Source organism: Serratia sp. JSRIV006, from assembly GCF_019968685.1.
GTDB classification, from domain to species: domain Bacteria; phylum Pseudomonadota; class Gammaproteobacteria; order Enterobacterales; family Enterobacteriaceae; genus Chania; species Chania fonticola_B.
The window spans coordinates 3,315,100-3,341,931 of record NZ_CP074137.1 but is presented as its reverse complement, the minus strand read 5'-3'; the positions used below and the strand labels follow the sequence as shown (position 1 = coordinate 3,341,931).

Annotated in this window: 29 protein-coding genes and 2 pseudogenes; 24 read left to right on the top strand and 7 right to left on the bottom strand. The window is 51.7% G+C overall.

Features of this window, described 5'->3' with window-relative positions; translation table 11 throughout:
- Positions 1 to 30: 30 nt before the first annotated feature.
- Positions 31 to 609, bottom strand: coding sequence for a CoA pyrophosphatase (locus KGP16_RS15490; protein WP_021806769.1), 579 nt, complete (start codon positions 607 to 609; stop codon positions 31 to 33).
- On the bottom strand, positions 606 to 1,979 hold the full coding sequence (pabB, locus tag KGP16_RS15485; protein WP_209526771.1) for an aminodeoxychorismate synthase component 1: 1,374 nt from the start codon (positions 1,977 to 1,979) through the stop codon (positions 606 to 608). Before pabB ends, KGP16_RS15490 begins: the two co-directional genes overlap by 4 nt.
- A 265-nt stretch (positions 1,980 to 2,244) precedes the next feature.
- On the opposite strand from pabB, the gene KGP16_RS15480 reads away from it, so the two are divergent.
- Both KGP16_RS15480 and KGP16_RS15475 read left to right on the top strand, forming a co-directional pair.
- Complete coding sequence (locus tag KGP16_RS15480; protein WP_223499944.1) at positions 2,245 to 3,252, top strand: glycosyltransferase; 1,008 nt, start codon at positions 2,245 to 2,247, stop codon at positions 3,250 to 3,252.
- Between the two features lie 63 nt (positions 3,253 to 3,315).
- Positions 3,316 to 3,558, top strand: coding sequence for a YoaH family protein (locus KGP16_RS15475; protein WP_021806766.1), 243 nt, complete (start codon positions 3,316 to 3,318; stop codon positions 3,556 to 3,558).
- 37 nt (positions 3,559 to 3,595) lie between these two features.
- Here the strand turns inward: KGP16_RS15475 and purT are convergent, their stop codons facing one another.
- Positions 3,596 to 4,774 (bottom strand): formate-dependent phosphoribosylglycinamide formyltransferase, encoded by a 1,179-nt coding sequence (gene purT / locus KGP16_RS15470; protein ID WP_094982826.1) that lies wholly within the window; start codon positions 4,772 to 4,774, stop codon positions 3,596 to 3,598.
- Positions 4,775 to 4,985: 211 nt separating this feature from the next.
- On the opposite strand from purT, the gene dbpA reads away from it, so the two are divergent.
- From dbpA to KGP16_RS15450, 4 genes are all read left to right on the top strand, one after another.
- On the top strand, positions 4,986 to 6,368 hold the full coding sequence (dbpA, locus tag KGP16_RS15465) for an ATP-dependent RNA helicase DbpA (protein ID WP_223499943.1): 1,383 nt from the start codon (positions 4,986 to 4,988) through the stop codon (positions 6,366 to 6,368).
- Between the two features lie 85 nt (positions 6,369 to 6,453).
- Positions 6,454 to 6,780: a YebG family protein gene (locus KGP16_RS15460; RefSeq protein WP_021181047.1), complete on the top strand. Its 327-nt coding sequence runs from the start codon at positions 6,454 to 6,456 to the stop codon at positions 6,778 to 6,780.
- A 39-nt stretch (positions 6,781 to 6,819) separates the two neighbouring features.
- Complete coding sequence (gene yqfB, locus KGP16_RS15455) at positions 6,820 to 7,128, top strand: N(4)-acetylcytidine aminohydrolase (protein WP_021806763.1); 309 nt, start codon at positions 6,820 to 6,822, stop codon at positions 7,126 to 7,128.
- 158 nt (positions 7,129 to 7,286) lie between these two features.
- Positions 7,287 to 9,320, top strand: a complete 2,034-nt coding sequence (locus tag KGP16_RS15450; protein WP_223499942.1) for a S9 family peptidase — start codon at positions 7,287 to 7,289, stop codon at positions 9,318 to 9,320.
- Between the two features lie 30 nt (positions 9,321 to 9,350).
- On the opposite strand, the gene exoX is transcribed toward KGP16_RS15450, so the two are convergent.
- On the bottom strand, positions 9,351 to 10,019 hold the full coding sequence (gene exoX / locus KGP16_RS15445; protein WP_021806761.1) for an exodeoxyribonuclease X: 669 nt from the start codon (positions 10,017 to 10,019) through the stop codon (positions 9,351 to 9,353).
- Between the two features lie 421 nt (positions 10,020 to 10,440).
- Between exoX and KGP16_RS15440 the strand changes: the two genes are divergently transcribed.
- Entirely contained in the window at positions 10,441 to 10,878 is a 438-nt protein-coding gene (locus KGP16_RS15440; protein ID WP_021806760.1) for a TraR/DksA C4-type zinc finger protein, read from the top strand.
- A 112-nt stretch (positions 10,879 to 10,990) separates the two neighbouring features.
- Positions 10,991 to 11,980 carry a prolyl aminopeptidase gene (pip, locus tag KGP16_RS15435; protein ID WP_121607109.1) on the top strand — a complete coding sequence of 330 codons (990 nt, stop codon included), beginning with the start codon at positions 10,991 to 10,993 and terminating at the stop codon, positions 11,978 to 11,980.
- 325 nt (positions 11,981 to 12,305) lie between these two features.
- Here the strand turns inward: pip and KGP16_RS15430 are convergent, their stop codons facing one another.
- Positions 12,306 to 12,536, bottom strand: a complete 231-nt coding sequence (locus KGP16_RS15430) for a DNA polymerase III subunit theta (protein ID WP_209526777.1) — start codon at positions 12,534 to 12,536, stop codon at positions 12,306 to 12,308.
- A gap of 386 nt (positions 12,537 to 12,922) precedes the next feature.
- On the opposite strand from KGP16_RS15430, the gene ftnA reads away from it, so the two are divergent.
- From ftnA to KGP16_RS15410, 4 genes are all read left to right on the top strand, one after another.
- Positions 12,923 to 13,441 (top strand): non-heme ferritin, encoded by a 519-nt coding sequence (gene ftnA, locus KGP16_RS15425; protein ID WP_021806759.1) that lies wholly within the window; start codon positions 12,923 to 12,925, stop codon positions 13,439 to 13,441.
- A gap of 323 nt (positions 13,442 to 13,764) precedes the next feature.
- The gene (gene yobA, locus KGP16_RS15420; RefSeq protein WP_223497906.1) at positions 13,765 to 14,148 is read left to right on the top strand and encodes a CopC domain-containing protein YobA; all 384 of its coding nucleotides are present in this window, start codon (positions 13,765 to 13,767) and stop codon (positions 14,146 to 14,148) included.
- Between the two features lie 3 nt (positions 14,149 to 14,151).
- A complete protein-coding gene (gene copD / locus KGP16_RS15415; RefSeq protein ID WP_223497905.1) occupies positions 14,152 to 15,033 on the top strand; it encodes a copper homeostasis membrane protein CopD in 882 nt (293 codons plus the stop codon).
- A 69-nt stretch (positions 15,034 to 15,102) separates the two neighbouring features.
- Positions 15,103 to 15,444: a YebY family protein gene (locus KGP16_RS15410; RefSeq protein WP_071683295.1), complete on the top strand. Its 342-nt coding sequence runs from the start codon at positions 15,103 to 15,105 to the stop codon at positions 15,442 to 15,444.
- A gap of 325 nt (positions 15,445 to 15,769) precedes the next feature.
- On the opposite strand, the pseudogene KGP16_RS15405 reads toward KGP16_RS15410, so the two are convergent.
- Positions 15,770 to 16,234, bottom strand: a pseudogene (locus tag KGP16_RS15405) (tyrosine-type recombinase/integrase); the annotation flags it as partial.
- Between the two features lie 18 nt (positions 16,235 to 16,252).
- Here KGP16_RS15405 and KGP16_RS27690 point away from each other — a divergent pair.
- The gene (locus KGP16_RS27690) at positions 16,253 to 16,384 is read left to right on the top strand and encodes a hypothetical protein (RefSeq protein WP_371822028.1); all 132 of its coding nucleotides are present in this window, start codon (positions 16,253 to 16,255) and stop codon (positions 16,382 to 16,384) included.
- Here KGP16_RS27690 and KGP16_RS15400 read toward each other — a convergent pair.
- Positions 16,370 to 16,960 (bottom strand): DUF5710 domain-containing protein, encoded by a 591-nt coding sequence (locus KGP16_RS15400; RefSeq protein WP_223497845.1) that lies wholly within the window; start codon positions 16,958 to 16,960, stop codon positions 16,370 to 16,372. The two genes, KGP16_RS27690 and KGP16_RS15400, sit on opposite strands and share 15 nt — an antisense overlap.
- 106 nt (positions 16,961 to 17,066) lie before the next feature.
- Between KGP16_RS15400 and KGP16_RS15395 the strand changes: the two genes are divergently transcribed.
- The 11 genes and pseudogenes from KGP16_RS15395 to KGP16_RS15345 all read left to right on the top strand — a co-directional run bounded on the left by KGP16_RS15395 (position 17,067) and on the right by KGP16_RS15345 (position 26,809).
- Positions 17,067 to 17,723, top strand: coding sequence for a phage tail protein (locus KGP16_RS15395; RefSeq protein ID WP_223497844.1), 657 nt, complete (start codon positions 17,067 to 17,069; stop codon positions 17,721 to 17,723).
- A gap of 44 nt (positions 17,724 to 17,767) precedes the next feature.
- Positions 17,768 to 18,114 (top strand): annotated as a pseudogene (locus KGP16_RS15390) (phage tail assembly chaperone).
- A 92-nt stretch (positions 18,115 to 18,206) separates the two neighbouring features.
- Positions 18,207 to 18,416, top strand: coding sequence for a DUF1799 domain-containing protein (locus KGP16_RS15385; RefSeq protein WP_371822027.1), 210 nt, complete (start codon positions 18,207 to 18,209; stop codon positions 18,414 to 18,416).
- 139 nt (positions 18,417 to 18,555) lie between these two features.
- Positions 18,556 to 18,897, top strand: coding sequence for a hypothetical protein (locus KGP16_RS15380; RefSeq protein WP_223497842.1), 342 nt, complete (start codon positions 18,556 to 18,558; stop codon positions 18,895 to 18,897).
- A 37-nt stretch (positions 18,898 to 18,934) separates the two neighbouring features.
- Entirely contained in the window at positions 18,935 to 22,450 is a 3,516-nt protein-coding gene (locus KGP16_RS15375) for a phage tail tape measure protein (RefSeq protein WP_223497841.1), read from the top strand.
- Between the two features lie 260 nt (positions 22,451 to 22,710).
- Positions 22,711 to 23,091, top strand: a complete 381-nt coding sequence (locus tag KGP16_RS15370; RefSeq protein WP_371822204.1) for a hypothetical protein — start codon at positions 22,711 to 22,713, stop codon at positions 23,089 to 23,091.
- Positions 23,092 to 23,863: 772 nt separating this feature from the next.
- On the top strand, positions 23,864 to 24,205 hold the full coding sequence (locus KGP16_RS15365; protein WP_223497839.1) for a phage tail protein: 342 nt from the start codon (positions 23,864 to 23,866) through the stop codon (positions 24,203 to 24,205).
- Between the two features lie 8 nt (positions 24,206 to 24,213).
- Entirely contained in the window at positions 24,214 to 24,969 is a 756-nt protein-coding gene (locus KGP16_RS15360) for a phage minor tail protein L (RefSeq protein WP_223497838.1), read from the top strand.
- A 1-nt stretch (position 24,970) separates the two neighbouring features.
- Entirely contained in the window at positions 24,971 to 25,699 is a 729-nt protein-coding gene (locus KGP16_RS15355; RefSeq protein WP_223497837.1) for a C40 family peptidase, read from the top strand.
- Positions 25,700 to 25,767: 68 nt separating this feature from the next.
- Entirely contained in the window at positions 25,768 to 26,061 is a 294-nt protein-coding gene (locus KGP16_RS15350) for a hypothetical protein (RefSeq protein ID WP_223497836.1), read from the top strand.
- Between the two features lie 157 nt (positions 26,062 to 26,218).
- Positions 26,219 to 26,809 (top strand): tail assembly protein, encoded by a 591-nt coding sequence (locus KGP16_RS15345; RefSeq protein ID WP_223497835.1) that lies wholly within the window; start codon positions 26,219 to 26,221, stop codon positions 26,807 to 26,809.
- Positions 26,810 to 26,832: the final 23 nt, after the last annotated feature.

Here is a 26,832-nt window from a genome sequence, read left to right as displayed (position 1 = left end):
ACGTGATGTATGTCTCAAAAAATGCCCGATTCAAAGGCTGACTTGCTGTGCCAGGCGGCGAATAATCGCGGCCGTCAGACCCCAGACGAACTGGCTCTGATACCAGGAAAGATAGACTCGATGTGCGTGGCCGCCACGATGAATGTCCAGTGGATAATAGCGTGAGAGCCGCAGCGCTTCTTGCAGCGGGATTTCGAACACCTCGGCGACCTCATCTTCGTTGGCATGAAACGCCACATCTGCCGGGATCAGGCCCACCACCGGTGTCACCTGAAAACCGGTGCTGCTGTCGAGCGGGGCCAACTGGCCGAGGATGTGCACCCGCTGCGGCGGGATCGCCACTTCTTCCTGCGCTTCACGCAGTGCGGTAACGATGGGAGAACCGTCTTCAGCATCGGTTTTACCGCCGGGGAAGGCCACTTGACCCGCGTGTTTACGCAGTGAATCGGCGCGGCGGGTGAGCAACAGGGTCGGTTCTGGCCGACAAACGATCGGGATCAGCACGGCGGCTGGACGCGAGTTGTGGGAGATCTGCATCGCCTGCGGCTGTTGCAGTTGAAAGCGGCTGATAAAATCGGCCAATGAGGCCGGATAGTCCTGATGGCTCACGAAACGGTAAACTCCCCCAGCTGTGGCAAGATACGGCCTACCTTATCAAAGGTTTCCTGATACTCCGCCTGTTCCTGACTATCTGCAACGATGCCACCACCTGCAGAACAGCTGATGCGCCCGTTTTCGGCAATCAGGGTGCGGATGGTGATATTGGTGTCCATGGTACCGCAAACGCTGAGATAGCCAATGCTGCCACAATAGGCATTACGACGCTGCGGCTCCAACTCTTCGATGATTTCCATTGCTCGCACTTTGGGCGCGCCGGTAATCGATCCGCCGGGAAAACAGGCGCGCAACAGCTCGCTAGCCGAGCGGTTAGCGGGCAGGGTGGCCGTAATGGTACTGACCAGATGATGTACCGCCGGGAACGGCTCAACCACGAACAGTTCCGGCACCTTGACGCTGCCAGGCTCTGCCACACGGCCAATGTCATTACGCAGCAGATCGACAATCATCAGATTTTCGGCCCGGTCCTTGGGGGAATTGGCCAACTTTTGTGCCTGTTCTGCATCCAGCGCGGCATCGGCAAGGCGGGGTAGTGTGCCTTTGATGGGCCTGGTCTGGATCTGCCGATCGGCCAACCACAGGAAACGTTCTGGTGAAACGCTCAACACCGCGTTGGCGGGCAGGCGCAGGAACGCGGAGAACGGTGCACGGTTGCTGGCGCTTAGCTGCTGGAATGCCTGCCATTCGTCCCCTTGGTACGGGGCGGAAAAACGCTGAGCCAAATTGATCTGATAGCAATCGCCACTGCGCAGATAGCTCTGGATCCGCCGGAATTTTTCGCCATATTGTTGGCGCGTCATGTTGGCCTGCCAGTTGCCGGTCAGTGCGAAGGGGGGCTGTGGCACAACCCGCTGCTGGTTAAGCCATTGCCAGCGCTGTTCTACATCCCCATAGCTGAGCAGGGTCAGTTTTTGCTGATGATGATCGGCGATCAGGGCCCAGTCATAAATACCCACCGCCATATCCGGCAGCTTGATATCGGCCTGTGCCAACTGCGGCAATGCTTCGATACGTCGCCCCAAATCATAGCCAAATAGCCCCAGCGCTCCCCCTTGAAAGGGCAGTTCGCCGTTCAGTGGCGGATGCAGGTTGAGAGCATCTAGCTGTTGCTGCAACAGCACAAAGGGATCTTCCGGTGAGTGACTGCGAGTCTCTCCCTGCTGGATCTCGGTGCTGGCACCGCAAGTCGTCAGCGTGGTGCGCGGTTCTGCCACCAGAATGTCAAACCGGTTATGCGGGTGCTCGGCAAAGCCTGAATGCAGCAGCATAGCCCAAGGCCGTTGTGCCAATGGAGCGAACAGCGTTAATACGGCTTCGCGCGTATAGGGTAACGATTTAAGGTTTGGGGCGGTGACATTCATAGGATCAATCAACCTGACTTACGTAAACAGCGGTGTTGGCAGCCATTCTGCCACATTACGCTATAGGGTGCTGCTTACAGATTAGCCGGATGAAAAGTAAACCAAGCGTAAATGGAGCATTTTTTGCCACGTCTGCCATATTATAACATGTAAAAATCTCGCCTATATTCACCGGAATAAATTTCCGCGATGAATGCTCTAATAAGTAAAAATAAATTCAAAATTATCTTTTTCACCCGAAAATCATTCTGCAGGTGAGGCGGCAATGTCATTAAAATTAAGCGTTATTGTTCCTTTGCATAATGTAGGGGAGCTATTTATTCCTTTCTTGAATTCATTGCTGGCGCAAGATGAGCAGCAGTTGGAGGTGATCATCGTTAACGATGGTTCCACCGACGGATCAGGAGAGATCGCGCACCGCTACGCTGCGCAGCATCCGCATATCAAGGTCATCGACCAGCCCAATTCAGGGGTTTCCAATGCCCGCAATGCTGGGCTGGCCGTGGCCCGTGGCAAATATGTTGCCTTCCCCGATGCCGATGACTTATTGCATCCAAAAATATATTCAACGCTGCTTACATTAGCCGAAGAACATCAATTAGACGTGATGCAATGTAACGGAGAACGCTATTTTGCAAATAATGGTGATGTGAACCCCATTATTCCTGTTGGGCGCTTGAAAGATACGGCGGTTATTTCTGGCGCGCAGTGGTTGGAAATGGCGTTGAAATCACGACGCTTTATTCATGTGGTGTGGTTAGCCGTGTATCGCCTGGATTTTATCAAGCAGCACCAACTTTATTTCGAACCTGGTTTACACCACCAGGATATCCCGTGGACCACCGAGGTAATGTTCAATGCTCAACGAGTGAAATACCTGAGCAAACCGCTATATCGCCAACGGGTACACGACCGCTCGATCAGCAACCGTCGGCGTACCGGGCAGGCGAACGTCGAGTACCAGCGCCACTATATGAAAATCGTCGAGATGCTGGTGGCGCTGAATCAGCGTTACAGCAGCAAGATCCCGATTTGTGCGGCCTTCCACTGGCAAATCGCGCGTGAAGCTCTGGGGATTTGCCATAGTATTCGCCGTGAGCCCGAACTGCAGGCGCAACAACAGATCGCTGAAGATTTCTACCGGCGCGGCATTCAGCGGATGATGATCGACAATATGCGAGGTATCAAGCAGACCTGGCATGTGATGCTGTGGCTGCATCGCTTAAAACAGTGGCGCATTGATAACGCGATCCCCTTGCGGGCCAGCGAATAACAGGTGTAGGGATCTTCGTCGTTAGCGCGTATAATTCACACCTATTTTACCGGGGAGAAATACATGCTTGCAGGTATGCCGTCACTGAGTCACCAAGAACAGCAGGAAGCTGCTGAACGTATCCATCTGCTGATGGGGCAGGGCATGAGCAGCGGAGAGGCCATCGCGACTGTGGCGCAAGAAATCCGCGAAAAACATCAGGGCGATCAGGTTAGCGTGATGTTCGACGATGAAGAAGAAGAACAGCAGCAGGAAGAACCGACCGAGTATCTGGACGAAGATAGCGAAGACGACGAAAACTACTGACGTTAGCGGGGGTCGGCGTCCCGAACCCCCAACCGGTTTACCCTTGCACCGTCACCGCAGCAGCAGCCTGTTTGGCTAGCTCTACCGCTTGCTCTACTTCTGGCGCAACGGCCAGTGCAACGCCCATCCGGCGTTTGCCCTCGATGTTCGGTTTACCGAATAACCGCACCTGATTATAACCATTCAGTGCCGTCTCCAACCCGCTGAAGCGCACGTTGTCGCTGCTTAGCTCCGGCAGGATCACCGCAGAGGCGGCGGGCCCGAACTGGCGTATCGCGTTAATAGGCAGCCCGAGGAAAGCGCGCACATGCAGAGCAAACTCTGACAGATCCTGCGAAATCAGCGTGACCATGCCGGTGTCGTGCGGGCGTGGTGAGACCTCGCTGAAAATCACCTCATCACCGCAGACGAACAGCTCAACGCCGAACAGGCCAAATCCACCCAGTGCGTTAACCACTTTTGCGGCGATCGCCTGAGCACGGCTTAATGCCAGCTCTGACATCCGTTGCGGTTGCCAGGACTCGCGGTAATCTCCATCTTCCTGACGGTGGCCGATCGGCTCACAGAAATGTACGCCATCGACGGCGTTGATGGTCAGCAGAGTGATCTCGAAATCAAATTTGACCAGCCCTTCAACAATGACCCTGCCTCCGCCAGCGCGCCCACCGAGCTGTGCGTAATCCCATGCTGCGCCCAGTTGCTGCTCTTCACGGATCAGGCTTTGCCCTTTTCCGGATGAGCTCATCACCGGCTTGACGATACAAGGGTAACCAATTTCGGCCACCGCTTGGCGGAAGCTTTGCTCGTTATCGGCAAAGCGGTAGCTGGAGGTTGGCAGCTCCAGCGTTTCAGCGGCCAGACGGCGAATACCTTCACGGTTCATGGTTAGACGTGTGGCTTCGGCGCAGGGGACTACATTATGGCCCTGTTGCTCCAACTCAACCAGCATGCTGGTAGCGATAGCCTCTATTTCCGGCACGATAAAATCGGGGCGTTCCTGTTCGATCAACGCTTTTAGCGCCGCGCCATCCAGCATATTGATGACGTGGCTGCGGTGTGCCACATGCATGGCTGGGGCATCGGCATAACGGTCAACGGCAATCACTTCCAAGCCTAAACGCTGGCATTCGATGGCCACTTCTTTGCCCAGCTCGCCTGAGCCGAGTAGCATAACGCGGGTGGCGGCAGGACGCAGGGCGGTTCCAATAGTTAACATAGTCTGATACCTGGATCTGAATGAATTCACGGGTCTGACACTGAGCGCGCAGTATATACGAAAACGATTGCGTACGACCAGCGGTGCATAATAACCGCTTTTTTTAACGCCGAAATCCGGAAACCCCACCAACTCTGTTATCATCTGCGCCTGATCCGGTGCCAGCCAAGCGCAGCGCCGCCTTTCCACTTGCTATATAAGAGTTATTGCCGTGAGCACAGTTTCTTTTTCTTCCCTGCCGCTGCCAGCTGAACAGTTGGCCAACCTCAACGAACTGGGGTATGCCGAAATGACGCCGGTACAGGCCGCAGCGCTGCCTGCCATCCTGAACGGGCAGGACGTACGTGCCAAAGCGAAAACCGGTAGCGGTAAAACGGCGGCATTTGGCATCGGCCTGCTGGATAAAATCAACGTTGCCAAAGTGGCCACCCAGGCGCTTATTCTGTGCCCGACGCGTGAGCTGGCCGATCAGGTGAGCAAAGAGCTGCGTCGCCTGGCCCGCTTTACCCAGAACATCAAGATACTGACCCTGTGCGGTGGCCAGCCGGTGGGGCCACAGCTCGACTCCCTGGTGCATGCGCCACACATTGTGGTGGGTACGCCGGGCCGGGTGCAGGAGCATCTGCGCAAAAAAAACCTGGTGCTGGACGAGATGACCGTGCTGGTGCTGGATGAGGCCGACCGCATGTTGGACATGGGCTTTGCCGATGATATCGATGATGTGATCAGCTACACGCCGCCACAGCGCCAGACCCTGCTGTTTTCTGCCACCTATCCGGCGGGCATTGAACGTATTAGCGCCCGTGTGCAACGCCAGCCACTGAATGTGGAGGTTGAAGATGGCGATGAGCAAGCCTCTATCGAACAACGTTTCTATGAAACCACTCGCGATCAGCGTCCTGCGGTGCTGGTGAGCGCCATCCGCCATTATCAGCCAGCATCCTGCGTGGTGTTCTGTAACACCAAGCGTGATTGCCAGAGCGTGTATGAAGCGCTGGAAGCCCGTGATATCAGCTGCATGGCGCTACATGGCGATCTTGAACAACGCGATCGTGACCAGGTGCTGGTTCGCTTTGCCAACCGTAGTTGCCGTGTACTGGTGGCGACCGACGTGGCCGCGCGTGGTCTGGATATCAAAGAATTGGAGCTGGTGGTCAACTACGAGTTGTCGTTTGACCCTGAGGTTCACGTCCACCGCATTGGCCGTACTGGCCGTGCCGGTCTGAGTGGGTTGGCAATCAGCCTGTGTACGCCGCAGGAAATGGTGCGTGTTCATGCTCTCGAAGAGTATCTGTCCATGCGCGCAAAATGGTCGCCAGTGTCTGAGCTGAGCGGGGCGCCTAACACGCCGCTGGAAGCGGAAATGGTCACCCTTTGCATAGACGGTGGCCGCAAGGCAAAAATCCGCCCTGGCGATATTCTTGGGGCGTTGACCGGTGACGCCGGGCTAACGGCGGCAGAAGTCGGCAAGATCGACATGTTCCCGGTGCATGCCTATGTGGCTATCCGTAAGGCCAGCGCCCGTAAGGCACTGCAACAGCTTCAGCAAGGTAAGATCAAAGGCAAGAGCTGCAAAGTGCGGCTGTTGAAATAATAAACGGCAGGGCGCTTGCAGCCCTGCCCGAAATCACTCTATACTGTATAAAAATACAGTATCATAACCTTTGAGGAAGATGCTCATGGCTGTTGAAGTGAAATATGTAGTAGTGAGAAACGGTGAGGAAAAAATGACTTTCGCAAACAAGAAAGAAGCCGATGCCTACGACAAAATGTTGGATCTGGCCGATAGCCTCGGTGAATGGTTGCAGCAAGCGCCAGTCTCGCTGGAAGAAGAACAGCGTGAAGGGTTGAGCTTCTTCCTGGCGGAACACAAAGATGTGCTGGCGCAGATCCTGCGTGGTGGTGCCCCGCAAGAAGCCGCCAAAAAACCAGCCAAAACCAAAGGTGAGAAACCTGCCGCCGCTCCGGAAGAAGGCGCTGCGTCAGAAGAGCAGCAGGCCGCCTAAGCAGTGGTACAGCAACATGATGATAACCAAGGATCCAGCATGTCCCGTGAGATAACCTTCTTCAGCCGTTTTGAGCAAGATATTCTGGCCGGGCGCAAAACCATCACCATTCGGGATGCCAGCGAAGCTGACTTCCAGCCGAACGAGGTGCTGCGCGTCAGCCGTAACGAAGACGGCGTATTTTTCTGTTATATCGAGGTAAAGTCGGTAACGCCGGTGCGCCTGGATGAGCTAACGCGTGAACATGCGCAGCAGGAGAATATGACGCTCAGCGAACTCAAGCAGGTGATCCAGGATATCTACCCAGGGCTGGATGAGCTGTTTGTCATCGCGTTTACCAAGCGCTGATGCGGTACGCCATCTCACATTGCGATGAGATGCTGACAAACCTAACCGGTTCACTGCGTAGGGGCGCTGCATGCTGCGCCCATTTACTTACGCGGCTTGTTAACCTTGTGAAATTCGTGTCATTCTTGCCTTAATCAAAGTAAGCGGATGATTTAGCAATGATGACACCTCCCAAGGCAGAAAAACGTCCTTATCCCATCACTATCCATGGCGACACGCGTGTGGATGACTACTACTGGCTGCGCGATGACGAACGTACCGATCCTCAGGTATTGGATTATTTGCGGGCCGAAAATGCCTACACCGACGCTCAGCTAAAGCCGCAACAGGCGCTGCGTGAAACTCTGTATCAGGAGATGGTCGCGCGCATCCCACAGCAGGAACATTCCGTACCTTACGTCAGGCGTGGTTTCCGCTATCAGACCCGCTATGAGCCGGGTAATGAATATGCGCTGTATGTGCGCCAGCCTGCAGCGGCTACCGAGCTTTGGGACACCTTGCTCGATGGCAACCAGCGTGCGGAAGGGCACGAATTCTATACGCTGGGCGGGTTGGATGTCAGCCCGGACAACCAGCGCCTGGCCGTGGCGGAGGATTTCCTGTCACGCCGCCAATACGATATCCGTTTCAAGGACCTACGCGACGATAGCTGGGCCGATGAGGTGCTGGAAAACACCTCTGGCAACTTCGAGTGGGCGAATGACTCCGCCACCGTCTACTACGTGCGTAAACACGCCAAGACATTGCTGCCGTATCAGGTCTATCGCCACGTGGTGGGTAGCGATCCGCAGCAGGACGTGCTGATCTACGAGGAACAGGATGACACTTTCTACGTCAGCCTGGAAAAAACCACCTCCGAGCGCTTTATTCTGATCCACCTCAGCAGCACCACCACCTCAGAGATCCTGCTGCTGGATGCGAACAGTGCAGACAGCAAGCCGCAGATGTTTGCGCCGCGCCGCAAAGATCACGAATATGCCATCGATCACTACCGTGAGCATTTCTACATTCGTTCTAACAGAAACGGCAAGAACTTTGGCCTGTATCAGAGCGAGCAGGCTGAGGAAAGCCAATGGCAGGAACTGATTGCCCCGCGCACCGATGTCATGCTCGAAGGGTTCAGCCTGTTCCGTGACTGGCTGGTGGTGGAGGAGCGCATCGCCGGGCTGACCCAGCTGCGCCAAATCCACTGGCAGAGCGGTGAAGACAAGCGCATCGCTTTTGACGATCCGACCTATGTCACATGGCTGGCTTACAATCCAGACCCGGAAACCGAGCTGCTGCGTTACGGCTATTCCTCCATGACCACGCCAACTACGCTGTATGAGCTGAATCTGGACAGCGGCGAGCGGGAGTTGCTCAAGCAGCAGGAAGTGAAAAACTTCACGGCGGAAGATTACCGTAGCGAGCGCGTGTGGGTGAAAGCCCGTGACGGCGTTGAGGTACCGGTATCTTTGGTTTACCGTGCTGACCGCTTCGCACATGGGACGAACCCGCTGATGGTCTATGCCTACGGCTCCTATGGCAGCAGCATGGATCCTGCATTCAGTGCCAGCCGCCTCAGCCTGCTGGATCGCGGTTTTGTCTTCGCGCTGGCGCATATTCGCGGCGGTGCCGAGCTGGGGCAGCTCTGGTATGAAGACGGCAAGCTGTTCAACAAGCAAAATACCTTTAGCGACTTTATCGACGTCACCAAGGCGCTGGTAGAGCAGGGCTATGGCGATGCTGACCGGGTGTTCGCGATGGGGGGCAGTGCCGGTGGCTTGCTGATGGGCGCGGTAGTCAACCAGGCTCCTGAGCTGTTCAATGGCGTCGTGGCTCAGGTGCCGTTTGTGGACGTGGTCACCACCATGCTGGATGAGTCCATCCCGCTCACCACCGGTGAATATGACGAGTGGGGCAATCCAAAGGACAAGGCGTATTACGATTACATCTTGCAGTACAGCCCTTACGACCAGGTGAAAGCGCAGGATTATCCGCATATGCTGGTCACCACCGGGCTGCATGATTCGCAGGTGCAATACTGGGAGCCTGCCAAGTGGGTAGCGAAACTGCGTGAGTTGAAAACCGACGATCGCCAACTGCTGCTGTATACCGATATGGATGCCGGCCACGGCGGCAAGTCTGGGCGCTTTAAGGCTTACGAAGATATTGCGCTGGAATATGCGTTTATTCTGGCGCTGGCGGAATAAATCATCGCGGGCAGGAGACTGCCCGCCTGATTAACCCAACAGATAGTATTTCAACGTGTGTTTCATATCCGGGCTGAGATCGTCGATGGATTTCAGCATCCAACGCAGATAGCCAGGATCGTCCAGCGCAACCTGCTCAATAGATTGCCCACGATATTTGCCGAACTTGAATTTTTTCAACAATACCGGCTGCTCGGTGATTTCCAGCATCTGTTCTGGCGTCCAACCGGAGTCTTGCACAATGCGTTGCAGCAGTGCGGCGGTGACGTAGCAGTCGTACAGTGCGCGGTGTGGATAAAGCGCGGTATCCTGCGGCAGTTGTACATCCAGATTCAGCGCATAGCGCAGGTATTGATTACCATATTTAATGTCTGGGTACAGCGTACGTGCCAGCTTGAGGGTACAAATCCAGGCACCGTTCATTTCCGGCAGCATGGCACGATCAAAGGCGGCGTTGTGCGCAACATAATATTGGCTGCCCTGATAACGCCCAATAGCGACGGCGATACGCGGCTTGCCCTCAACCATCTGCTCGGTGATGTGGTGAATGGCCATGGCGTCCAGGCCGATAGGCCGGTCTGGGCTGATCAGGTCGCTCATCGGATTAGTGATTTGCCCGTCGATCACGTCAACGGAAGCGACTTCCACTACGCCGCCGTCTAGCCCACAGGTTTCAGTATCGATTACACGTAACATCATGATGTTCCCAGCTAAAGTCTACTGCCTAGCTTAACGATATGGGGTTGCGATGCCAACCTGTCTTTTCGCAGGCAACAAAAAACCCGCCTTGGCGGGTTTAACTACGGTCAGAAACTGATTTACTCACCAGATGTAGACGCCTGTCCTTTTTTGGAACGTTTCTCCGCTTTTTTCTCGGCTGGGGTTTTCAACGGCTTCTTCTTCGCATTTTTCTTGCTGTCCATTCCCTTACTCATGATGGCCTCTTGGTTAACCTATGGTTGGGTGGCTTGCCGGACCATTAACCCCCTAGCGACCATCATATGCAAGCAGCAAAGGGTATGGAAACGTCAACGCCTTGTTTATCCAATGATTATTTATTATTAACCTTTATGTGTTAAAAATGTTATAATGTAACAAACTTATGTACACGGAGTGTGCCATGACAGTCATGACATTATTAAGCGAGCAACAACTGCTGGCGATGCCAGAATCTGATTACATGAATACGGAGCAGCGGGCGTTTTTCCGCCAACGCCTATTGGACGAGCAACAAAAACTCTGGCAGCACATCGACGTGCTGAAACGTGATATCGACAGCGGCGATATCAGTGGTGACGAAGCGGATAAAGCCGCGCGCGAAGAAGATCTGCGCCTGCTGTTCCGCCAATTGGATCGGGAAACCCGCCTGCTGCCCAAAATGGCCGCCGCCCTGCAGCGCCTGGAAACCGGTGATTTCGGTTATTGCCTTGAAACGGGTGAGCCTATTGGCCTGCCACGCCTGTTATTGCGCCCCACGGCAGAGCTGAGTATTGAAGCCAAAACCGCACAAGAAATGCGCGAACCCCATATGCGTAAAAGCAAGTCGACTTCATTTTAAGCAAACGCGCACTAACATGTTGGTATAGGTGGAGGTTTTCGCGTTTTACCGTTGACCTGATGAGCGGCTTCGGCTTTGATGAAGGTATCACTCACAGAGAGACGTACGCGCCATGGAACAATTACGAGGTTTGTACCCGCCATTATCCGCCTATGACAGCGGTTGGCTGGATACTGGAGATGGGCACCGGATCTACTGGGAGCTGAGCGGCAATCCAAACGGTAAGCCTGCGGTCTTTATCCACGGTGGGCCTGGCGGTGGTAGCGCACCTTATCATCGCCAGCTGTTCGACCCGCAACGCTATAAGGTTTTGTTGTTCGATCAGCGCGGCTGTGGCCGTTCCAAACCGCATGCCAGCCTGGACAATAACACCACCTGGCATCTGGTCGACGATCTCGAAAGACTGCGTGTCATGGCCGGAGTGGACCAGTGGCTGGTCTTTGGTGGCTCCTGGGGTTCCACGCTGGCGTTGGCCTATGCACAGACGCATCCGCAACGCGTCAGTGAGATGGTGCTGCGGGGGATCTTCACGCTGCGTAAGCAGGAACTGAGTTGGTATTATCAAGACGGCGCTTCCCGCTTCTTTCCGGATAAATGGGAGCGGGTGCTGTCTATCCTTTCGGAGGAAGAGCGCAAGGACGTGATTGCTGCCTACCGTCAACGCCTGACGTCACCGGATCTGCAAGTGCAGCTTGAGGCTGCCAAACTGTGGAGCGTGTGGGAAGGGGAAACGGTAACGCTATTGCCAAGCGGTGCTTCCGCCTCCTTTGGCGAAGATGATTTCGCGCTGGCCTTTGCTCGTATTGAGAACCACTACTTTAGCCATCAGGGCTTTCTCGACAGCGATGACCAACTGCTGAGCAACGTCCCGCTGATCCGTCATATTCCTGCAGTGATCGTCCATGGCCGTTACGATATGGCCTGCCAGGTGCAAAACGCCTGGGATCTGGCCAAGGCTTGGCCTGAGGCTGAACTGCATATTGTCGAAGGGGCAGGGCACTCCACGGATGAACCGGGTATTTTGCACCAGCTGATGCTGGCTACCGACCGTTTTGCTGGCCCCTCACCCCAACCCTCTCCCATAGGGAGAGGGAGCTGTTAGTCCCTGCTCATTTGGAGGTAAATCGGTAACTTTAGCAAATCGGTCGCCTCCTCTGCTGGCTACCGACCGTTTTGCACAACCCTTTCCCACTGGGAGAGGGAGACGTTATTGGAGGTAAATCGGTAACTTTAGCAAAATCGATCGCCTCCTGACCCAAGGTGAGTCGCGAGAAATTGTAAACACACTCGATCGGTCCCCCATTTGGAGGTAAATCGGTAACTTTAGCAAAATCGATCGCCCCCTGATCCAAGGTGAGTCGCGAGAAATTTTAAACACACTCGATCGGTTCCCTCTCCCTGTGGGAGAGGGTTAGGGTGAGGGGTCATTACTTCATTTTAGGCTCGTAAGGCAGGCGAGAGAATTTGTGTGATTCGACGCGATAGTGCATCACACGCTCGCGGAAGTAGTCCTGCAGATGCTTTGGCTGCTCACGTTCCACCATCTCAGGGATCACCGGCATATTGTAGCGTTCCTTGTATGCCACTCCAGACGCGGCCAGATCAACGTTCACCTTGTCCATTTCGTCTTTGGAAAGTTCTGCCAGATTGTAACCCATGGGATCCTCCTTCTTGTGTGTAACGGCAACTCAGCGCAGAAGGTAATCTACCGTGCCGCGCTTGGCAAGTTTCTCAAGCCTACATATCCCTGTATCTTCAGACTCTGAGTATAGAGTCATTACAAAAAGCAGGGTGATATAATGTTTAAGCCTAATGACGTTGGTTTATTTTGTTAAATAAGAATGATTCGTCTTCCTGCAAATATAAAGATGAAAATGATTATCATAATAATTTAATGTTAAATTGAGTTTTTTATAATGCATTGAATTTATGGGTAAATTCACTTTTAAATAAATGAATGTAAATCAAGTGTTTTTATTTTGTGTTAATCAAGGCATAATGCGATCAATTAAGTTTATGACCTGCAAAAATAATAGGGATCCTCATGCTAACGCAAGCAATGACCACGAAACTGAATGAGCAACTGAATCTGGAATTCTATTCCGCCAATTTGTATTTGCAAATGAGCGCCTGGTGCAGTGATAAAGGCTTCGAAGGGGCTGCCGCATTCCTCAAAGAACATTCACGCGAAGAGATGCAGCATATGCAGCGTCTGTTCGATTACCTCAGTGATACCGGGGCATTGCCACTGATTGGCAGCATTTCTGCACCCCCGGTAGAGTTTGAATCACTGGCGGACGTTTTCCAGCAGACTTACGAGCATGAGCAACTGATCACTCGTCAAATCAATGAGCTGGCGCACGTGGCTATGACTACACAAGACTACTCAACCTTCAACTTCCTGCAATGGTACGTTGCCGAACAGCACGAGGAAGAGAAGCTGTTCAAATCCGTTCTGGACAAGTTGGCGCTGGTAGGCAACAGCGGCAAGGCACTGTTCTTCATTGATAAAGATCTGAAGAGAATGGGTGCTGAGGCAGTAAGCGGTAACGGTCAGGCCTGATAACCCGCTTTTGTCATCAATCTGAAAACCGCGTACTTTTCACCGTACGCGGTTTTTTTTTGCCCTGCGTTTATCGAACTGCTATAGCGATACGTGCTGCCAGATCGCAAAATATCAGTGATGTGCTCGACTTGCCGATTCACCGTCGTTATGATTTAACGCGATACGCTACCGGGAGGTAGAGAGTTATAACAGTGAGTTACCCACTCCTTCTGCTGTTTACCCGTGGCGCAATCACAGTGGTGGGTTGAGGCTGCGGAAACATCGCTCCGCGTAACCGGTCTTGGCCCTTATCACCTACATAATTGATAAAGGACTCCTCCGTGATCGCTAAAATTCGTTCATCCTATCGCCTGCTTTCCACCATTTTTGTACTGTTTGTCGGCTTGTCTTCTCAGCAGGCGTTGGCGCATGCCCACCTGAAAGTACAGACTCCGGCGGCAGACGCCACCGTCAGCTCTGCGCCAAAAGTGTTGACGCTGAATTTCTCCGAAGGCATTGAGCCTAACTTCAGCGGTGTGAAAGTGACCGGCCCAGATAACGCCGTGGTTAAAACCGGCAAGCTGGATCTGGAGCCAAGCAACAACACCCAGATTAACGTACCGATTGAAAGTGAACTGGCTGCGGGGAAATACCAGGTCAGCTGGCACGTGGTTTCCGTTGACGGTCATAAAACCAAAGGTCAGTACAGCTTTACCGTTAACTAAGCTATGACTCTGGCGACCCTGTTTGTGCTGTGTCGCTTTGTGCACTTTACGGCGGTGATGCTGATGTTTGGCGTCAGCCTGTTCACCGCCGTCCTGTCGCCACAGCGCCTCTCCCCGATAATCACCCGCGATTTGCGCCCGCTGCTGCTCGCCTCGACCTGGATCTCCGCATTAACCGCCTTGCTGATGCTGGCCATTCAGGCCGGATTGATGGGCGATGGCTGGGCGGATACCTGGCAATTGAGCATATGGTGGGCGGTGTTGGGCACCACCTTTGGTGAGGCCTGGCGCTGGCATCTGGGGTTTTCCCTGCTGGCCTTGTTAGCCTTGCTGTTGCCTGCGGCAAAGCGGGGGCAAGCGCTGGCGCTGTGCTCGGCACTGCTACTGATCAACATGGCGTTTATCGGCCATGCGGCGATGCATGCGGGCATATTGGGGATTGCACACCGAGTTAACCACGCCTTGCACCTGTTAGCGGCAGGCTACTGGTTCGGCAGCCTATTACCGTTGTTGTTTTGCCTGCGCTACTTGCCACAACCGCAGTGGCGTAGTGATGCTATCGCCACCCTGATCCGTTTCTCCCGCTGGGGCCATGTTGCCGTGGTGCTGGTGATCGTCACGGGTATAATCAACAGCCTGATCATCCTTGGCCGCTGGCCAGTCGATCTCGATTCCGCCTATCAACGCTTGTTGTTAGTTAAAGCCGGGCTGGTGGCATTGATGGTGATGGTGGCATTGGCAAACCGTTACGTTATCGTCCCCGCAATGCGCACCTCCCCCAATCTGGCACAGCGCGGGTTGGTGGTCGCCTGTTGGCTTGAGGTGGCGTTGGGCGCAGCGGTGCTGCTGTTGGTGAGTTTATTTGCAACCTATGCACCGGTATGACAATGCGGCTTGCCGGATGCCCGCAAACTGCGGGAAAATCGATTTAAATCGCAACTTAAGGCCAAAAACATGAAATCTGTAATTCTTGGTATTGCGCTGCTGGCAACGGCGTCGAGCGCGCTGGCGGCAGATAAGCTGGTTAACGTCACTAAGCTGGAGTACGGCAAACAGTGGGCGTTCACCAAAGAGGAAGTCACGCTGCAATGTCGCAAAGGGGCTGCCTTGTTCGTGCTCAACAACAGCACCCTGATGCAGTATCCGCTCAATGAAGCAGCAGAAGCACAGGTGAAAGCGGGGCAGCAGCGTGCCCAATCGCTGGATGTGATCCTGTTGGATGATGCCAACAACCCAGGTCATAAAATGAATGTGCAACCTTTCCGCGAAAGAGCAGAAAAACTGTGTGCTGACTAATCAGCTAACCACCCGATACTTATGCAAAAGTTTACGGGTGGTGACGAGATGTACGTAATTAATTTCTGTTTGTAACTATCACTTGTGTGCGCTGGGCTGGCAAAACTGGCACCTTGGACTATTCTTAGAATGCACGGTTGAACAAACCTTGCATAAATGCCAACTTTTAGCGCACGGCTCTCTCCCAAGAGCCCTTTCCCTAGACCGAGTATAGGAATCGTACTCGGTCTTTTTTTATTTTACTTTAATTTCAATGCTTTGCACGACGCTGTCCGAAAATGTCCGAAAATGTCCGAAAATTGTCCGAAAACTGATACTCGGTCTTTTATAGCATCACGTATTCTTTACCCCTCGTATCCAGGTATTTATTGGTCATTTTTTCCGATTTATGCCCCAGTAACTTCATGGCAAACTCCTTCCCTTTCTCCCTCTCATATAACCTTCCTGCCAGGCTCCGGATTTCGTGGAATGTGGGCGGGCTATCCTCCAAAGTAATCCCCGCATCTTTCCTTGCCGTAACAAATTTTTTGGTTAAGCTGTCAGGATTAAGCGATCCGTCTGGACTGTTTTTCCTGATACCAGCGCTGATCATGAAATCTGTGGTGCTTGCCTGCCGGCAGCGATCAATTACCGCCCCCAACTTTAGCTTTACTGCTCGTAATTCCAGATCCAAGGGTAACGAAATCATAGCCCCAGTTTTCCCCTGATTTATCTGTAAACGTCCGTCTACGACATGATCGAAACGCATTAACGCTACATCCTCGCGCCGTTGACCTGTCACCAGCGCTAAGCATTGTTCCCCTTGGGGATGATGCTGACCGAAGGACCGTTAACCTGTTACATACACACCCCGCCGACCATTTACCGGGGTATATCATCAGAAACCCGGTATTCGCTCCCAATTAGCATGAACTACCGAGGGCAGTTAATAAATAATTGACTTTTTAGCCAATCGATAAATCAAACTGGGTAAAACAAAGCCTTTTTTTCCATCAATTAAAACAGGAGAGGTTATGCTTTTTAATTCATAAGTAATGACATTCTTCGCTTCTACCTCATCAACAGGAAAGAAAGCTCCGCCCGGTTCACAATGCATGAAAAAATCCCCCATCTTTGCATTACATTTTTCACAGTGATTCATGAAGTACTTGGAATTTGTCTGTTTTGAATAATCCAATGTGAACCGTGGAGCATTTGGGCCAAGAACGTAAAGTAAATCTTCACCGATTCGTTCTACATAAGAGAAACAATTCAACTTGGAATCAGCGAGGCAATAGACACGACTGAAATGCCTGCAGCGCCAGCAAGGTTCGAAAGATTGAACCAAATAAATTGGTGGATAGAGTTTTCTGCCAGATGTGTTCTCAACTTTGGTTTCAAGCCAACTTGAGAATGGTAGTTGATTATGGGTATTAGTAATAAACCACTTTTTTTCGTTTGGATCCCAGCGTGCTCCTTTGCTTTTTGCTTCATCCTTTTCACTGTAAGGAACATTTAAGTAGATTTTATTATCCATAAAAAACCCTTTTAAATAAGTAACATATAGCATTATTTAAAACGAACATACAAATTTACCGACCGTTGCGGCGGTTTAATCTTATCTAAAAATTGGAGAATCCACTATGGGATTTGCATTACCAAATGGGGCCGTTGTATTTGCTGGCTCCAAAATGGCCGCCGCGTTGCCGACATCGGCTGTCAGCAACGCAAAAGGGGCTGTATTCACGGTCGCTGGCAGCACGTTGGCCGCTGGTGACATTGTATTAATCAAATCAGGGTGGGGGCTTATCGATAATCTGGTTGCCAAGGTCACTACGGCTACAACAACCGCCGTCACTATCGGATCACTTGATACCTCTGACGTTAGCTTTTTTCCAGCGGGTGCTGGCGCTGGCTCATTGACGAAAGTTACTGAATGGACGCAGATCCCGCAAATTACTGAGGTAGCCGCATCAGGTGGTGATCAGCAGTATGTGCAGATTCAATTCCTGGAGGATGACCGCCAGCGCAATCTGGCCACATTCCGAGCGGCGAAAACACAGACGTTCACCTTTGCGCATGATTCCACTCTGCCTATCTACAGCGTGCTGCTTGCTGGCGATCGTTCGGGCGATACGTTGCCGTTTTACATGTATGTGCCAAAGGCGAAAGAAACCCGTTATTGGTCCGCTATTTCTTCATTCGATCCGCAGCCGGCTACCGCAGTGAACGCGGTTGAAACGGTGCAGGTTTCACTCGCCGTGCAGTCCCGCACCATGACGTTCTACAAAGACAAATAATTCACTGGGGCGGGAACTGCGCCCCACTAATCACAGGTGTCGACATGAAATTTACTCTTATCCCTAACCCAACTTTTAAAATTGATGTGACCATTCCCCGTGCCGGGGCCGAGGATGGCGTTCTGACATTCACGTTCAAGCATAAAACTCGTGCCGATCTGGAAGTGTTGGAAAAAACTTGCGTGAAGAGTCTGAAAAACTGGGTGAAGCAGGCAAGCACAGCAATGCGCCGATGGTGTCATTTATCTGTGAAATTGCTGAAGGCTGGGCGATGCCGGAAAAATTCACGAAAGAAAACGTCTTGGTGTTATTGGAGAACTACCCACGCGCCTTTGACTCGATCGCGTTGGCATATACCCGTGAGCTGATGGCGTTGCGTGAAAAAAACTAACAGCGGTTGCCTCGGCATTCTATACGCCTGAACCCTCACCGGAAGAACTGGCCGCGTTCGGGTTGACTCTGGACGATATAGATTCTGACCCAGTGGAAATCCTGCCCGATGTGTGGCCGTCTTTTGAAGTGTTCCGCGCTATGGCCACACAGTGGCGCACGGGCATGAGTGGCGTCACTGGTTTGGATTACAACTGCTTGCCCTGGGTCATGAAGCTGCACGGCGTAGAGGATGAGGCAACTGCTCTTACAGATATCCGGGTGATGGAAGCGATGGCGCTTTCGGTTATTCATAAAAAATGAAGGGGGGATGAGTATTATAGGAAAGCTAATATTTACAATGATATAGCATTATTTTCACCTCATCTGTCGTCTACTTGTCGGTTTTGTTAGCAACGAGATCCTGTTACTCTTTAGCCCAAAATATTAAAGGGATAGGGACATGAAAAGGCTACTTCTGACGTTTGGGGTGATCATTCTCACGGGGTGCGTCAACCCCTACACTTATAGAGAAGATCAAGAGATTGTTGCGACTTTTACGACAAATAAAGGGGTTCAGGATACTCAGGAGTGTATCTTGGTTGCCTGGCAACGCACCTTGGTTGGGTACGATGTTTCATCACAGAAAACAGGAAAGTACTACAGCGTTCTTTCAGGGGTAGATAATGCAGATGTTTACAGTGATGGCGACGTAACCAAGATTGATTTCTACTCGCTGAGAGGTTCAATGGATCCATGGCGAGGAGTAAAGATACGAACAGAAGGGATAAAATCCTGCCTATAACCACCTTCGGGTGGTTTTTTTACGCCTGGAGAAAAGCATGGGTGACATTGCATCACTTTCCCTGCGCGTCGATACCGGCGATTTGCAGCGGGGTAACAATGAGCTGGATAAGTTCCAGCAAAAAGCTACCGTGGCGGCTGGTGTTGCGGATGGTTTCAACGCGTCCGGCAAAAATACGGCGAAGGTATCAAAGGAAATCGCGCAAGAAATTGAAGATACCCATCGCCGTGTTGCTGAATACGCTGCTAGCCTAAATAAAGCCCAATCAGAAGCGAAGGGCAATGCTCAGGCGACAGCGCAGCAACGGCAAGAATTGCGAGATTTACTGACGCAGATTAACCCGGTTACAGCGGCATTCGAACGGCTTGATAACATGGAAAGCCAGTTATCGAAATTCAACGCAAAAGGGATTATTGATCCAGAATCCTTTGCCGAGGCTTCGCGCACTATCCAGCAGACCCGCGTTCAACTGGAGCGGGCAGCCACAGCCAGAACGGAGGAAGGGAAAGCCGCCGCCGCCGCCGCGCAGCAGGAGCGAGCGTCTACTGCCGCCAAGGACGCATTATTATCAAAACTCCGCGAGCAGACCACGCTTTATAAGGCGTCTGCATCAGAAGTTGCTGCATATCGAGCTGCGCAGCTTGGGATCGCTCAGGAGGCCGCGCCACTAATTGCCGCGATGCGCCAGCAGGAGGAAGCCACCCGGCGTGAAGCCGAACAGAAACGAGCTGCGGCGATCGCCTCAAGGGGGTTGAAAGAAGCCCTCAAAGAGCAGGAAGCCGCAGAGCGATCTCAGGCTTTAGAAACCCGGCGCGCTGAATCAACGCGTAAATCCTTTATTGATTCGTTCCAAGATCAAGTAAGCGCCATCGGTAAAACGCGTACCCAGTTACTGGAGCTAAAAGCGGCAAAGCTGGGGGTAACGGCAGAGTCAGCTCCGCTTATTGCCAAACTGCGTGAGCAAGATAATCAATGGAAGGTAGGCACGATCTCCGCTAGGCAATACCGGCAGGCGCTAAGGATGCTACCTGCGCAATTCACTGATATCTTCACCTCTATAGCTGGTGGGATGCCACTGTGGCTGGTTTTGTTTCAACAGGGCGGACAGATTAGTGACTCATTCGGTGGATTAGGCGGGATCTTCCGATACATCAAGGAAGAATTGCTTGGCATGAAAGGGGCCACGGATGAATCTAACGATTCCCTTTCTGAAAGTGCAAACTCCCTCGCTGATAACGCCCAAAATGCTCGCGGTCTTGCCAGCATTCTGACCCCTGCAAGGCTGGGAATGATAGGACTTGCGGGGGCAGGTGCATTGGTTGCGTATCATTTTTACAAGGCTGCAGATCGAGCAGAGCAGCTACGTAAATCGCTGGCAATGACAAACAGCTATTCAGGGCTAACTGCCAGTTCTTTGTCGAAGACTATTGCGGCTGCCCATGACTCCGGTCTTACTTACGCGGAAGCATCTGAGGCTCTCAAAAGCTTGATTGATGCCGGTATGTCTGCGGGGGCCAACTTCGACAAGTTGACCGTAACGATTTCCAACTTTGCGGATAAATCCGGTGTCGCGCTTGATGAGTTAGCAAAGGATTTTGTTTCCATTGCGAACGACCCAAGCAAAGGGATCCTCGCCCTTAATGAGAAATATCACTTTCTGACGGCTGTTCAATATCAGCACATTGCTGCTTTGCAGGAGGAAGGGAAGTATACGGAAGCCTTGGCCGCCGCCAATCAGGCAGCCGTTGATGGAATGGATCGGGCTGCGGACAGGATGAAAGAGTCTCTCGGCACGGTATCCAGCATCATGGAAGGCCTTAAGGACATGGCCAAAGGCATGTGGGATGCCATTGAGGGGATTGGCAGGGAGCCAACGCAGGGGGAAGCGCTTAAATCTCTCATCTCTCGTCGTGACAGTATTCAGGCGCAAGTCGATAACTCAGAACGGACCGGCTATAACCAGAAGAATGGAAAGCTGGATAAGTGGCGGGCTGAACTGAGTGTTCTCAATGCGCAGGTTAGCGCCCAGACACTTTTGTCTGATATGCAGGTCATAGCAGATAAAACCGCAAGCGAAGCGCAGGCGCAGCACAACCAAAACCTTAAAGATGCCATCGACCTGCAGCAAGGGTTAAATCAGGGACTGAAAAACTCTGAGAAGCGTGAGAGGGCGATCAATGAGCTGAATCGGCAGCGTATTCGCATGAACCAAGCTGCTGCAGCTGATCCCAAAAATAATTTGGGTATGTCTGATGCTGATTACCAGAAGCGCCTGGCCAATATAAACAACCAGTTCAAAGATCCGAAAACTCCAAAAGGGCCAAAATTTGTTCCTTCGTCCGGGGATAGTGCCGAGGATTCAGCCCAAGCCGACCTTTTAGCGCTCAAGTCTCAGTTAGTGGTGTTGCGCCAACATGTCGATTTGAACGACAAAATTAGCCAGCAACGCAAGGATTTATGGAAAGCCCAGGCGAACTTCATTGTTCTGGAAAAGGCCGCTGAAGAGCGCCAGTTATCCGCGAAAGAAAAATCGCTACTGGCAAGCAAAGATGCGATTTTGGCCAGCAAGGACAAACTGGCGATTGTAGGCGATGAGGTTGCCCAGCAAGAGCGCCTGAACAAGCTGCAAGACGCATCTACCAAGTATGTCATCCAGATGAGTGAAAAGCGGCAGGCACTGAGGGACAGTGCGGGCTTAAGTAGCCGAATGGGGCAAAGGGAGAACTCCTACGCTCAGTTGCGCCAAGGATGGCGTGCGCAAGGAGGCGATCTGAAAGATCAGGGATATCAAGACCAGGTCAAAGCGTTAAAGGACTACTACGCGGAAGAGGATGCTTTGCGGAGTAATTGGAAGGCGGGTGCGCAGAAAGGGTGGAACGATTACCTGGATTCGGCGACAAACGTCTATGCGTCAATTTCGAGTGTTGCCGGTGCGGCGCTTTCTGGCGTCTCGGATATGCTGACCAGCTTGGTAACTACCGGCAAGGCATCATTCAAGGATTTCACGACATCAATCCTGAAAATGATCATCGATATCATCAATAAGTTATTGGTGGCCTATGCGGTGCAGGCAATGATGGGTTGGATTGGTCAAACTGGTGGCACTGTTGCTAACGGGCAAACAGTCGCAATGCCGCCAAAAAACATATCAACCGGAAAATATGATACAGGTGGCTATACCGGCGATGGCGGTAAGTACGAACCTGCTGGTGTTGTGCATCGTGGCGAGTTCGTGATGACCAAAGAGGCCACGCAGCGTATTGGCGTTGATAATCTGTATGCAATGATGCGAGGTTATGCCACCGGGGGATTCGTCGGAAACACCCTTGCTGATTCCGCGCCGATGCACGGATTATGTGGTTCGGAAGGAGCTCAGTTAACGATCAACGCCCCGATAACTGTGAATCAGCAAGGGCAGCAACAGGACCGATCAGGAAACGGTGACGCTGTAGCCAAGGCTTATCAGCAGGTGATCGACACATCAGTTAGGGAGGGGATTGCGAGAGAGCTTCGGCCTGGCGGCCAGATTTGGTATGCGCAGAATCATAGGTAAGTATTAGTAATGGACTGCCTGCACATCCTCTGCAAGTGGTGATAGGATGTTGCAACTTGCTTCAAAAAGGAATTTCCCCAATGAAAACTCTAGGTTATGTTGCTTTAGTGGTTGGTGTTATTTGGTTATTGGTGGCGTTTAATTTGGACACCAGTGTATCCACCGGCTACGGCACCACTCGCGTGAATAATATTGGCCTAATGGCTTCAAAGCAAAATCATATTGTATTCGGTGCGTTTATCACCCTTTGCGGGTTGCTGATGGCGATTTTTGGTAAGCGTTCGACTGCGACGGTCAAGTGTCCGTTTTGCGCCGAATCGATTAACCCCGAGGCGATTAAGTGTAAGCATTGCGGGAGTGATGTTGGTTCCTTAAAAGCTGGAGGTGCTGCCGAGGGAGTGAAAACTCTTGCTGCTAGCGACTTTGTTACAAAAGACCAGGATGGTGACGTTGCTCTTAATTATGATAGCATTAAAGCCTTTGCTAATCAGCTACATAATGAAATGCCGAAGAACTCGGCCCTTTCCATAATGGTGACGCATGGGCCTGTGATTCGTAAGCTCAAGACTGGTCTCCCGGCAAGCCTCAGGGAAACCTTTGGGGCGGAACTTGAAGGAATGCTTAAAATCATAAAGAAGTAACCAGTGATGCCGCCAACTTCTGGCGGCATTATACGTAAAGCGCATCCTTACGCATTACCTTCAAGTGGTTCCATTGGTTACAGTCAAAGCGCTTTGGAAGGGGGGCTCCAAGGCGCATAATGCCTTTAGAGCATTTCTAATACACAAAACAAATCTCGATGCAATATATTTGTTGATATTTTTTCCAGAGGTGTTATAATCTCCTCAGCTTTAGGTTAGCGTTGGTGGGCGTCGGTTCAACTCCGACCTTGCTGGTTTTACCTCTGATTCTGGTTGTAATTTTTGTGTTTGGGTATATCAAAAATACTCTTCCAACTATCATCTCAGAAAATAAAGGGGCTCAAATGAATAAAAATTCGTATCTAGCAGTTGCAACAATGTTTGAAATGTTTTTCGTGTTTTTGTTAGGATTAGTTGTAAATTCAGTAAGTACAGGCAGCCCGCTAACCTAAGGCACCACTTTTACAACCCACTCTTATATGTGGGTTTTTTTATGCAAAAAATCCATCAAGTACCCGCTCTGGTTTTTTATGTCTAGATACAATATGGCAATAAAAACATTCGGTTGACGCGAGAAGGCTCAGCAAAAGAGCTGCATTAAACCAGCGCTATAGTTAGGGGGTAATTACATTCAGGCGCCAGTTACACACCCATGAAGTGTTGGGTTTTTGCTATCTGGCTAGTGTATCTACCCCATAGTCAAGCGGCGCGTCTAACGAGAAACAACATTAACCAACCCACTTCGGTGGGTTTTTTTATGCCTGGAGAAAACATGGCAATAGATGCTTTTACTTGGCGCACACAGGGCCAGCCAGAGGGTAGCTATAACCAGCGGGTGCGTACCGCGCAATTTGGCGATAGCTACAAACAGGTTGCCGGTGACGGCCTTCACCCTGAAGCCCAGACGTGGCCCTTATCATTCACCGGCCAAAAGGCCGAGATGAGTCCGCTGCTCGACTTTGTCCGCTCGCACACCACGAAGTCATTCGCCTGGGTGCCACCGCTCGGCGTCAAGGGGCTATATCGAGTGGTGGCTGACTCTATACGATCAATCCCTGTAGGCGGCACGGTGATTACCGTGGTTGTGACATTTGAGCAGACATTCGCACCGTAGGAGGTCGAGTGGCAATTACTAACGACGTTCAAAAGCTGGAGCCCGGAAACCGCATTAGGTTGATCGAGGTGGATGGGACAAAATTTGGTGCTGACGTTCTTCGCTTCCATAGTGAAACCATCCCTCACACCCCGACGGAGATCGATGCCGCTGGCGGCAATGAAGCAAAGCTTAAACCCAAGAGTATCTGGTGGCAGGGAAAGGAATACGGCGCTTACGCTTATGAGATTAATGGCCTGTCCTCGTCCAGTGATGGAGCCAGCGCGACGCCAAAATTAACCGTTGGGAACCTGGACGGCCTGATTACGGCTCTCTGCCTGCGGTTTGATGACATGCTACAGGCAAAAGTAACGATCCATGACACCTTTGTGCATTACCTCGATGCACGTAATTTCGCTGGCGGAAATGCCAAAGCTGATCCCTCTCAAGTGTTCAACCAGGTTTATTACATCGACAGCAAAAGCGCTGAAGACAACGAGACAATTGAGTTTACGTTGTCCGATCCGATGTCATTGCAAGGGCGGCGAATCCCAACGCGGCAGATAACTGCACTTTGCACATGGTGCATGCGCGGCCAGTATAAAACCGGCGACGGTTGCGCCTACGCGGGACAAGGTGGTTGGTTCGACAAGAAAGGCAACCGAGTTGAGGATCCCAGTAAAGATGAATGCTCTGGGTTGCTGACGGATTGCAAAAAACGGTTTGGCGAAAATAACGAACTTGATTTTGGCGGGTTCCCGGGTTCAGCGCTGGTGCGGAGGTAGCATGCGACAGAAAACTATCCAAGCGATCATGGCGCACGCCGAGGGAGTGTATCCGGCGGAATGCTGCGGGCTTATCGCCCAGAAAGGACGGGTGGAGCGCTATTTCCCGTGCAATAACCTCTCGCAAAAACCAGTCGAGCATTTTGAACTGGATCCGGTTGACTACAGCAGCGCGGAAGACTGGGGCAATATTGTTGCTATCGTGCATAGCCATACCGGTGACGGGGCCACAACACAGCCGAGCGAACTGGACATGCTGCAATGCGACATTACGGAATTGCCGTGGGTGATCGCCTCATGGCCAGAAGGCGACATCAGAACCATTCACCCACGCGGCGACCGGCCGCTTGAAGGCCGCCAGTTTGTTCTTGGTCACGCTGATTGCTGGTCGCTAATCATGGATTATTACCGGCAGCAGCACGGCATATCCCTTCCGAATTACAGTATTGACCGCCACTGGTGGGAGGAAGGCGAAAGCCGGTATATGGAAAACTGGTATGAATGCGGTTTTCGTGAGTTCTACGGCCCGACACAACCAGGCGACATGGTCATCATGCAGGTATCGGCTGCGGTGCCGAATCATGCGGGGATCCTGTTGGAAGGGAACATGCTACTTCACCACATGTATGGACAGTTAAGCCAGCGGGTGCCGTATGGCGGATATCTTCAAGAAAGAACTATAAAGATAGTTAGACACAAAGACTTCTTCATAGCGAACTGTAAAGCATAGTAATTTTTCCTCCCTTTTCTCTTTTTAAATGATAAAACACGTTAAGGTATTCATTTTCTGGAGTTACTATGGGGTTCAAAGGTAGGGTCGTCGGCTGGGTTTTAAGTGCACTTCTGGGTGTGCCATTTACTATTTACGGTATGGAGTTTATGTTTCTAAAAGTCGTGAAGCAACAAATAAATTGTATAGAGGACGTTTCTCTGTCAGTCACCACTTTAGAACCAAAGATCGGTGTCAGTATGGCAAATGATTTCAAAGAAATTCAGGACTCGTTTGATAATTGCCGAAAGAATGTTGATATGCGTAAGAGTAATATTGAGTTTATAAAGGAGGAGCACAGAAGGGCTAGTCTTCCTCTTTAGATAGGCTGATCTTTACCTGTTTAGGACACTCATCCATTTTATAAATGCAAACATCCAAATTGTTATGAAATGGATTGATGGTAAAGACTGTCACTCTTTTTTTAGGAACAGGGCGTGTATCGACTGATAAACTTGACAGTTGTCTTTGGATGGAAGTATGAATGAAAATCATGAGCCAATCAGAAAAATAAAGCTTGGCGGCATTCTTGGTAAAAAATTCGTCAAAGAATTTCACTACCGCGCCCGCGATATTCCTCACGCAATTAGAGCACTCAAAGGACAATTTCCCGGTTTTGAGCGCTTCATGAACGAGGCGCAGCTACGGGGGCTAACTTTTGCTGTTTTCGTTGGGAGTAAGAACGTCAGCGAGGAAGAGGTCGACATGACGAAAGGCGTAGATGATATAAGGATCATTCCTGTCATCATAGGTAGCAAGCGCGGGGGGATGTTCCAGACCATCCTCGGTGCAGCCCTTATAGCCGCGTCATTTATACCATTTTTGGCCCCAATATCCCCATACCTGATGATGGTCGGCGCATCAATGCTGATGGGGGGCGTGGTACAAATGCTATCCCCGCAACCCGGCGGTCTTTCGGTCGGCCAGGAGGCCGATAACAAACCCTCTTACGCCTTTGGTGGGCCGGTCAACTCGACAGTCCAGGGCAATCCTGTAGGTGTGCTTTACGGGGAAAGAGAGATCGGAGGTGCGATTATATCAGCAGGGATCTACGCCGAAGAACAGCAGTAACTTTTCTGGGTTAAAACTGGCTC

What these genes read in the sequence shown, in the direction of transcription:
- purT (WP_094982826.1), bottom strand. Translation starts at nt 4,774, where the DNA reads ATGTTAACTATTGGAACCGCCCTGCGTCCTGCCGCCACCCGCGTTATG.
- copD (WP_223497905.1), top strand. Translation starts at nt 14,152, where the DNA reads ATGACTCTGGCGACCCTGTTTGTGCTGTGTCGCTTTGTGCACTTTACG.
- KGP16_RS15400 (WP_223497845.1), bottom strand. Translation starts at nt 16,960, where the DNA reads ATGGATAATAAAATCTACTTAAATGTTCCTTACAGTGAAAAGGATGAA.
- KGP16_RS15410 (WP_071683295.1), top strand. Translation starts at nt 15,103, where the DNA reads ATGAAATCTGTAATTCTTGGTATTGCGCTGCTGGCAACGGCGTCGAGC.
- KGP16_RS15450 (WP_223499942.1), top strand. Translation starts at nt 7,287, where the DNA reads ATGATGACACCTCCCAAGGCAGAAAAACGTCCTTATCCCATCACTATC.
- KGP16_RS15430 (WP_209526777.1), bottom strand. Translation starts at nt 12,536, where the DNA reads ATGGGTTACAATCTGGCAGAACTTTCCAAAGACGAAATGGACAAGGTG.
- yqfB (WP_021806763.1), top strand. Translation starts at nt 6,820, where the DNA reads ATGTCCCGTGAGATAACCTTCTTCAGCCGTTTTGAGCAAGATATTCTG.
- exoX (WP_021806761.1), bottom strand. Translation starts at nt 10,019, where the DNA reads ATGATGTTACGTGTAATCGATACTGAAACCTGTGGGCTAGACGGCGGC.
- KGP16_RS15480 (WP_223499944.1), top strand. Translation starts at nt 2,245, where the DNA reads ATGTCATTAAAATTAAGCGTTATTGTTCCTTTGCATAATGTAGGGGAG.
- KGP16_RS15370 (WP_371822204.1), top strand. Translation starts at nt 22,711, where the DNA reads ATGGCGATTTTTGGTAAGCGTTCGACTGCGACGGTCAAGTGTCCGTTT.
- KGP16_RS15380 (WP_223497842.1), top strand. Translation starts at nt 18,556, where the DNA reads ATGAAAAGGCTACTTCTGACGTTTGGGGTGATCATTCTCACGGGGTGC.
- KGP16_RS15350 (WP_223497836.1), top strand. Translation starts at nt 25,768, where the DNA reads ATGGGGTTCAAAGGTAGGGTCGTCGGCTGGGTTTTAAGTGCACTTCTG.
- KGP16_RS15395 (WP_223497844.1), top strand. Translation starts at nt 17,067, where the DNA reads ATGGGATTTGCATTACCAAATGGGGCCGTTGTATTTGCTGGCTCCAAA.
- KGP16_RS15345 (WP_223497835.1), top strand. Translation starts at nt 26,219, where the DNA reads ATGAATGAAAATCATGAGCCAATCAGAAAAATAAAGCTTGGCGGCATT.
- KGP16_RS15460 (WP_021181047.1), top strand. Translation starts at nt 6,454, where the DNA reads ATGGCTGTTGAAGTGAAATATGTAGTAGTGAGAAACGGTGAGGAAAAA.
- KGP16_RS15355 (WP_223497837.1), top strand. Translation starts at nt 24,971, where the DNA reads ATGCGACAGAAAACTATCCAAGCGATCATGGCGCACGCCGAGGGAGTG.
- pabB (WP_209526771.1), bottom strand. Translation starts at nt 1,979, where the DNA reads ATGAATGTCACCGCCCCAAACCTTAAATCGTTACCCTATACGCGCGAA.
- KGP16_RS15365 (WP_223497839.1), top strand. Translation starts at nt 23,864, where the DNA reads ATGGCAATAGATGCTTTTACTTGGCGCACACAGGGCCAGCCAGAGGGT.
- KGP16_RS15475 (WP_021806766.1), top strand. Translation starts at nt 3,316, where the DNA reads ATGCTTGCAGGTATGCCGTCACTGAGTCACCAAGAACAGCAGGAAGCT.
- ftnA (WP_021806759.1), top strand. Translation starts at nt 12,923, where the DNA reads ATGCTAACGCAAGCAATGACCACGAAACTGAATGAGCAACTGAATCTG.
- pip (WP_121607109.1), top strand. Translation starts at nt 10,991, where the DNA reads ATGGAACAATTACGAGGTTTGTACCCGCCATTATCCGCCTATGACAGC.
- KGP16_RS27690 (WP_371822028.1), top strand. Translation starts at nt 16,253, where the DNA reads ATGATGCTGACCGAAGGACCGTTAACCTGTTACATACACACCCCGCCG.
- KGP16_RS15375 (WP_223497841.1), top strand. Translation starts at nt 18,935, where the DNA reads ATGGGTGACATTGCATCACTTTCCCTGCGCGTCGATACCGGCGATTTG.
- KGP16_RS15440 (WP_021806760.1), top strand. Translation starts at nt 10,441, where the DNA reads ATGACAGTCATGACATTATTAAGCGAGCAACAACTGCTGGCGATGCCA.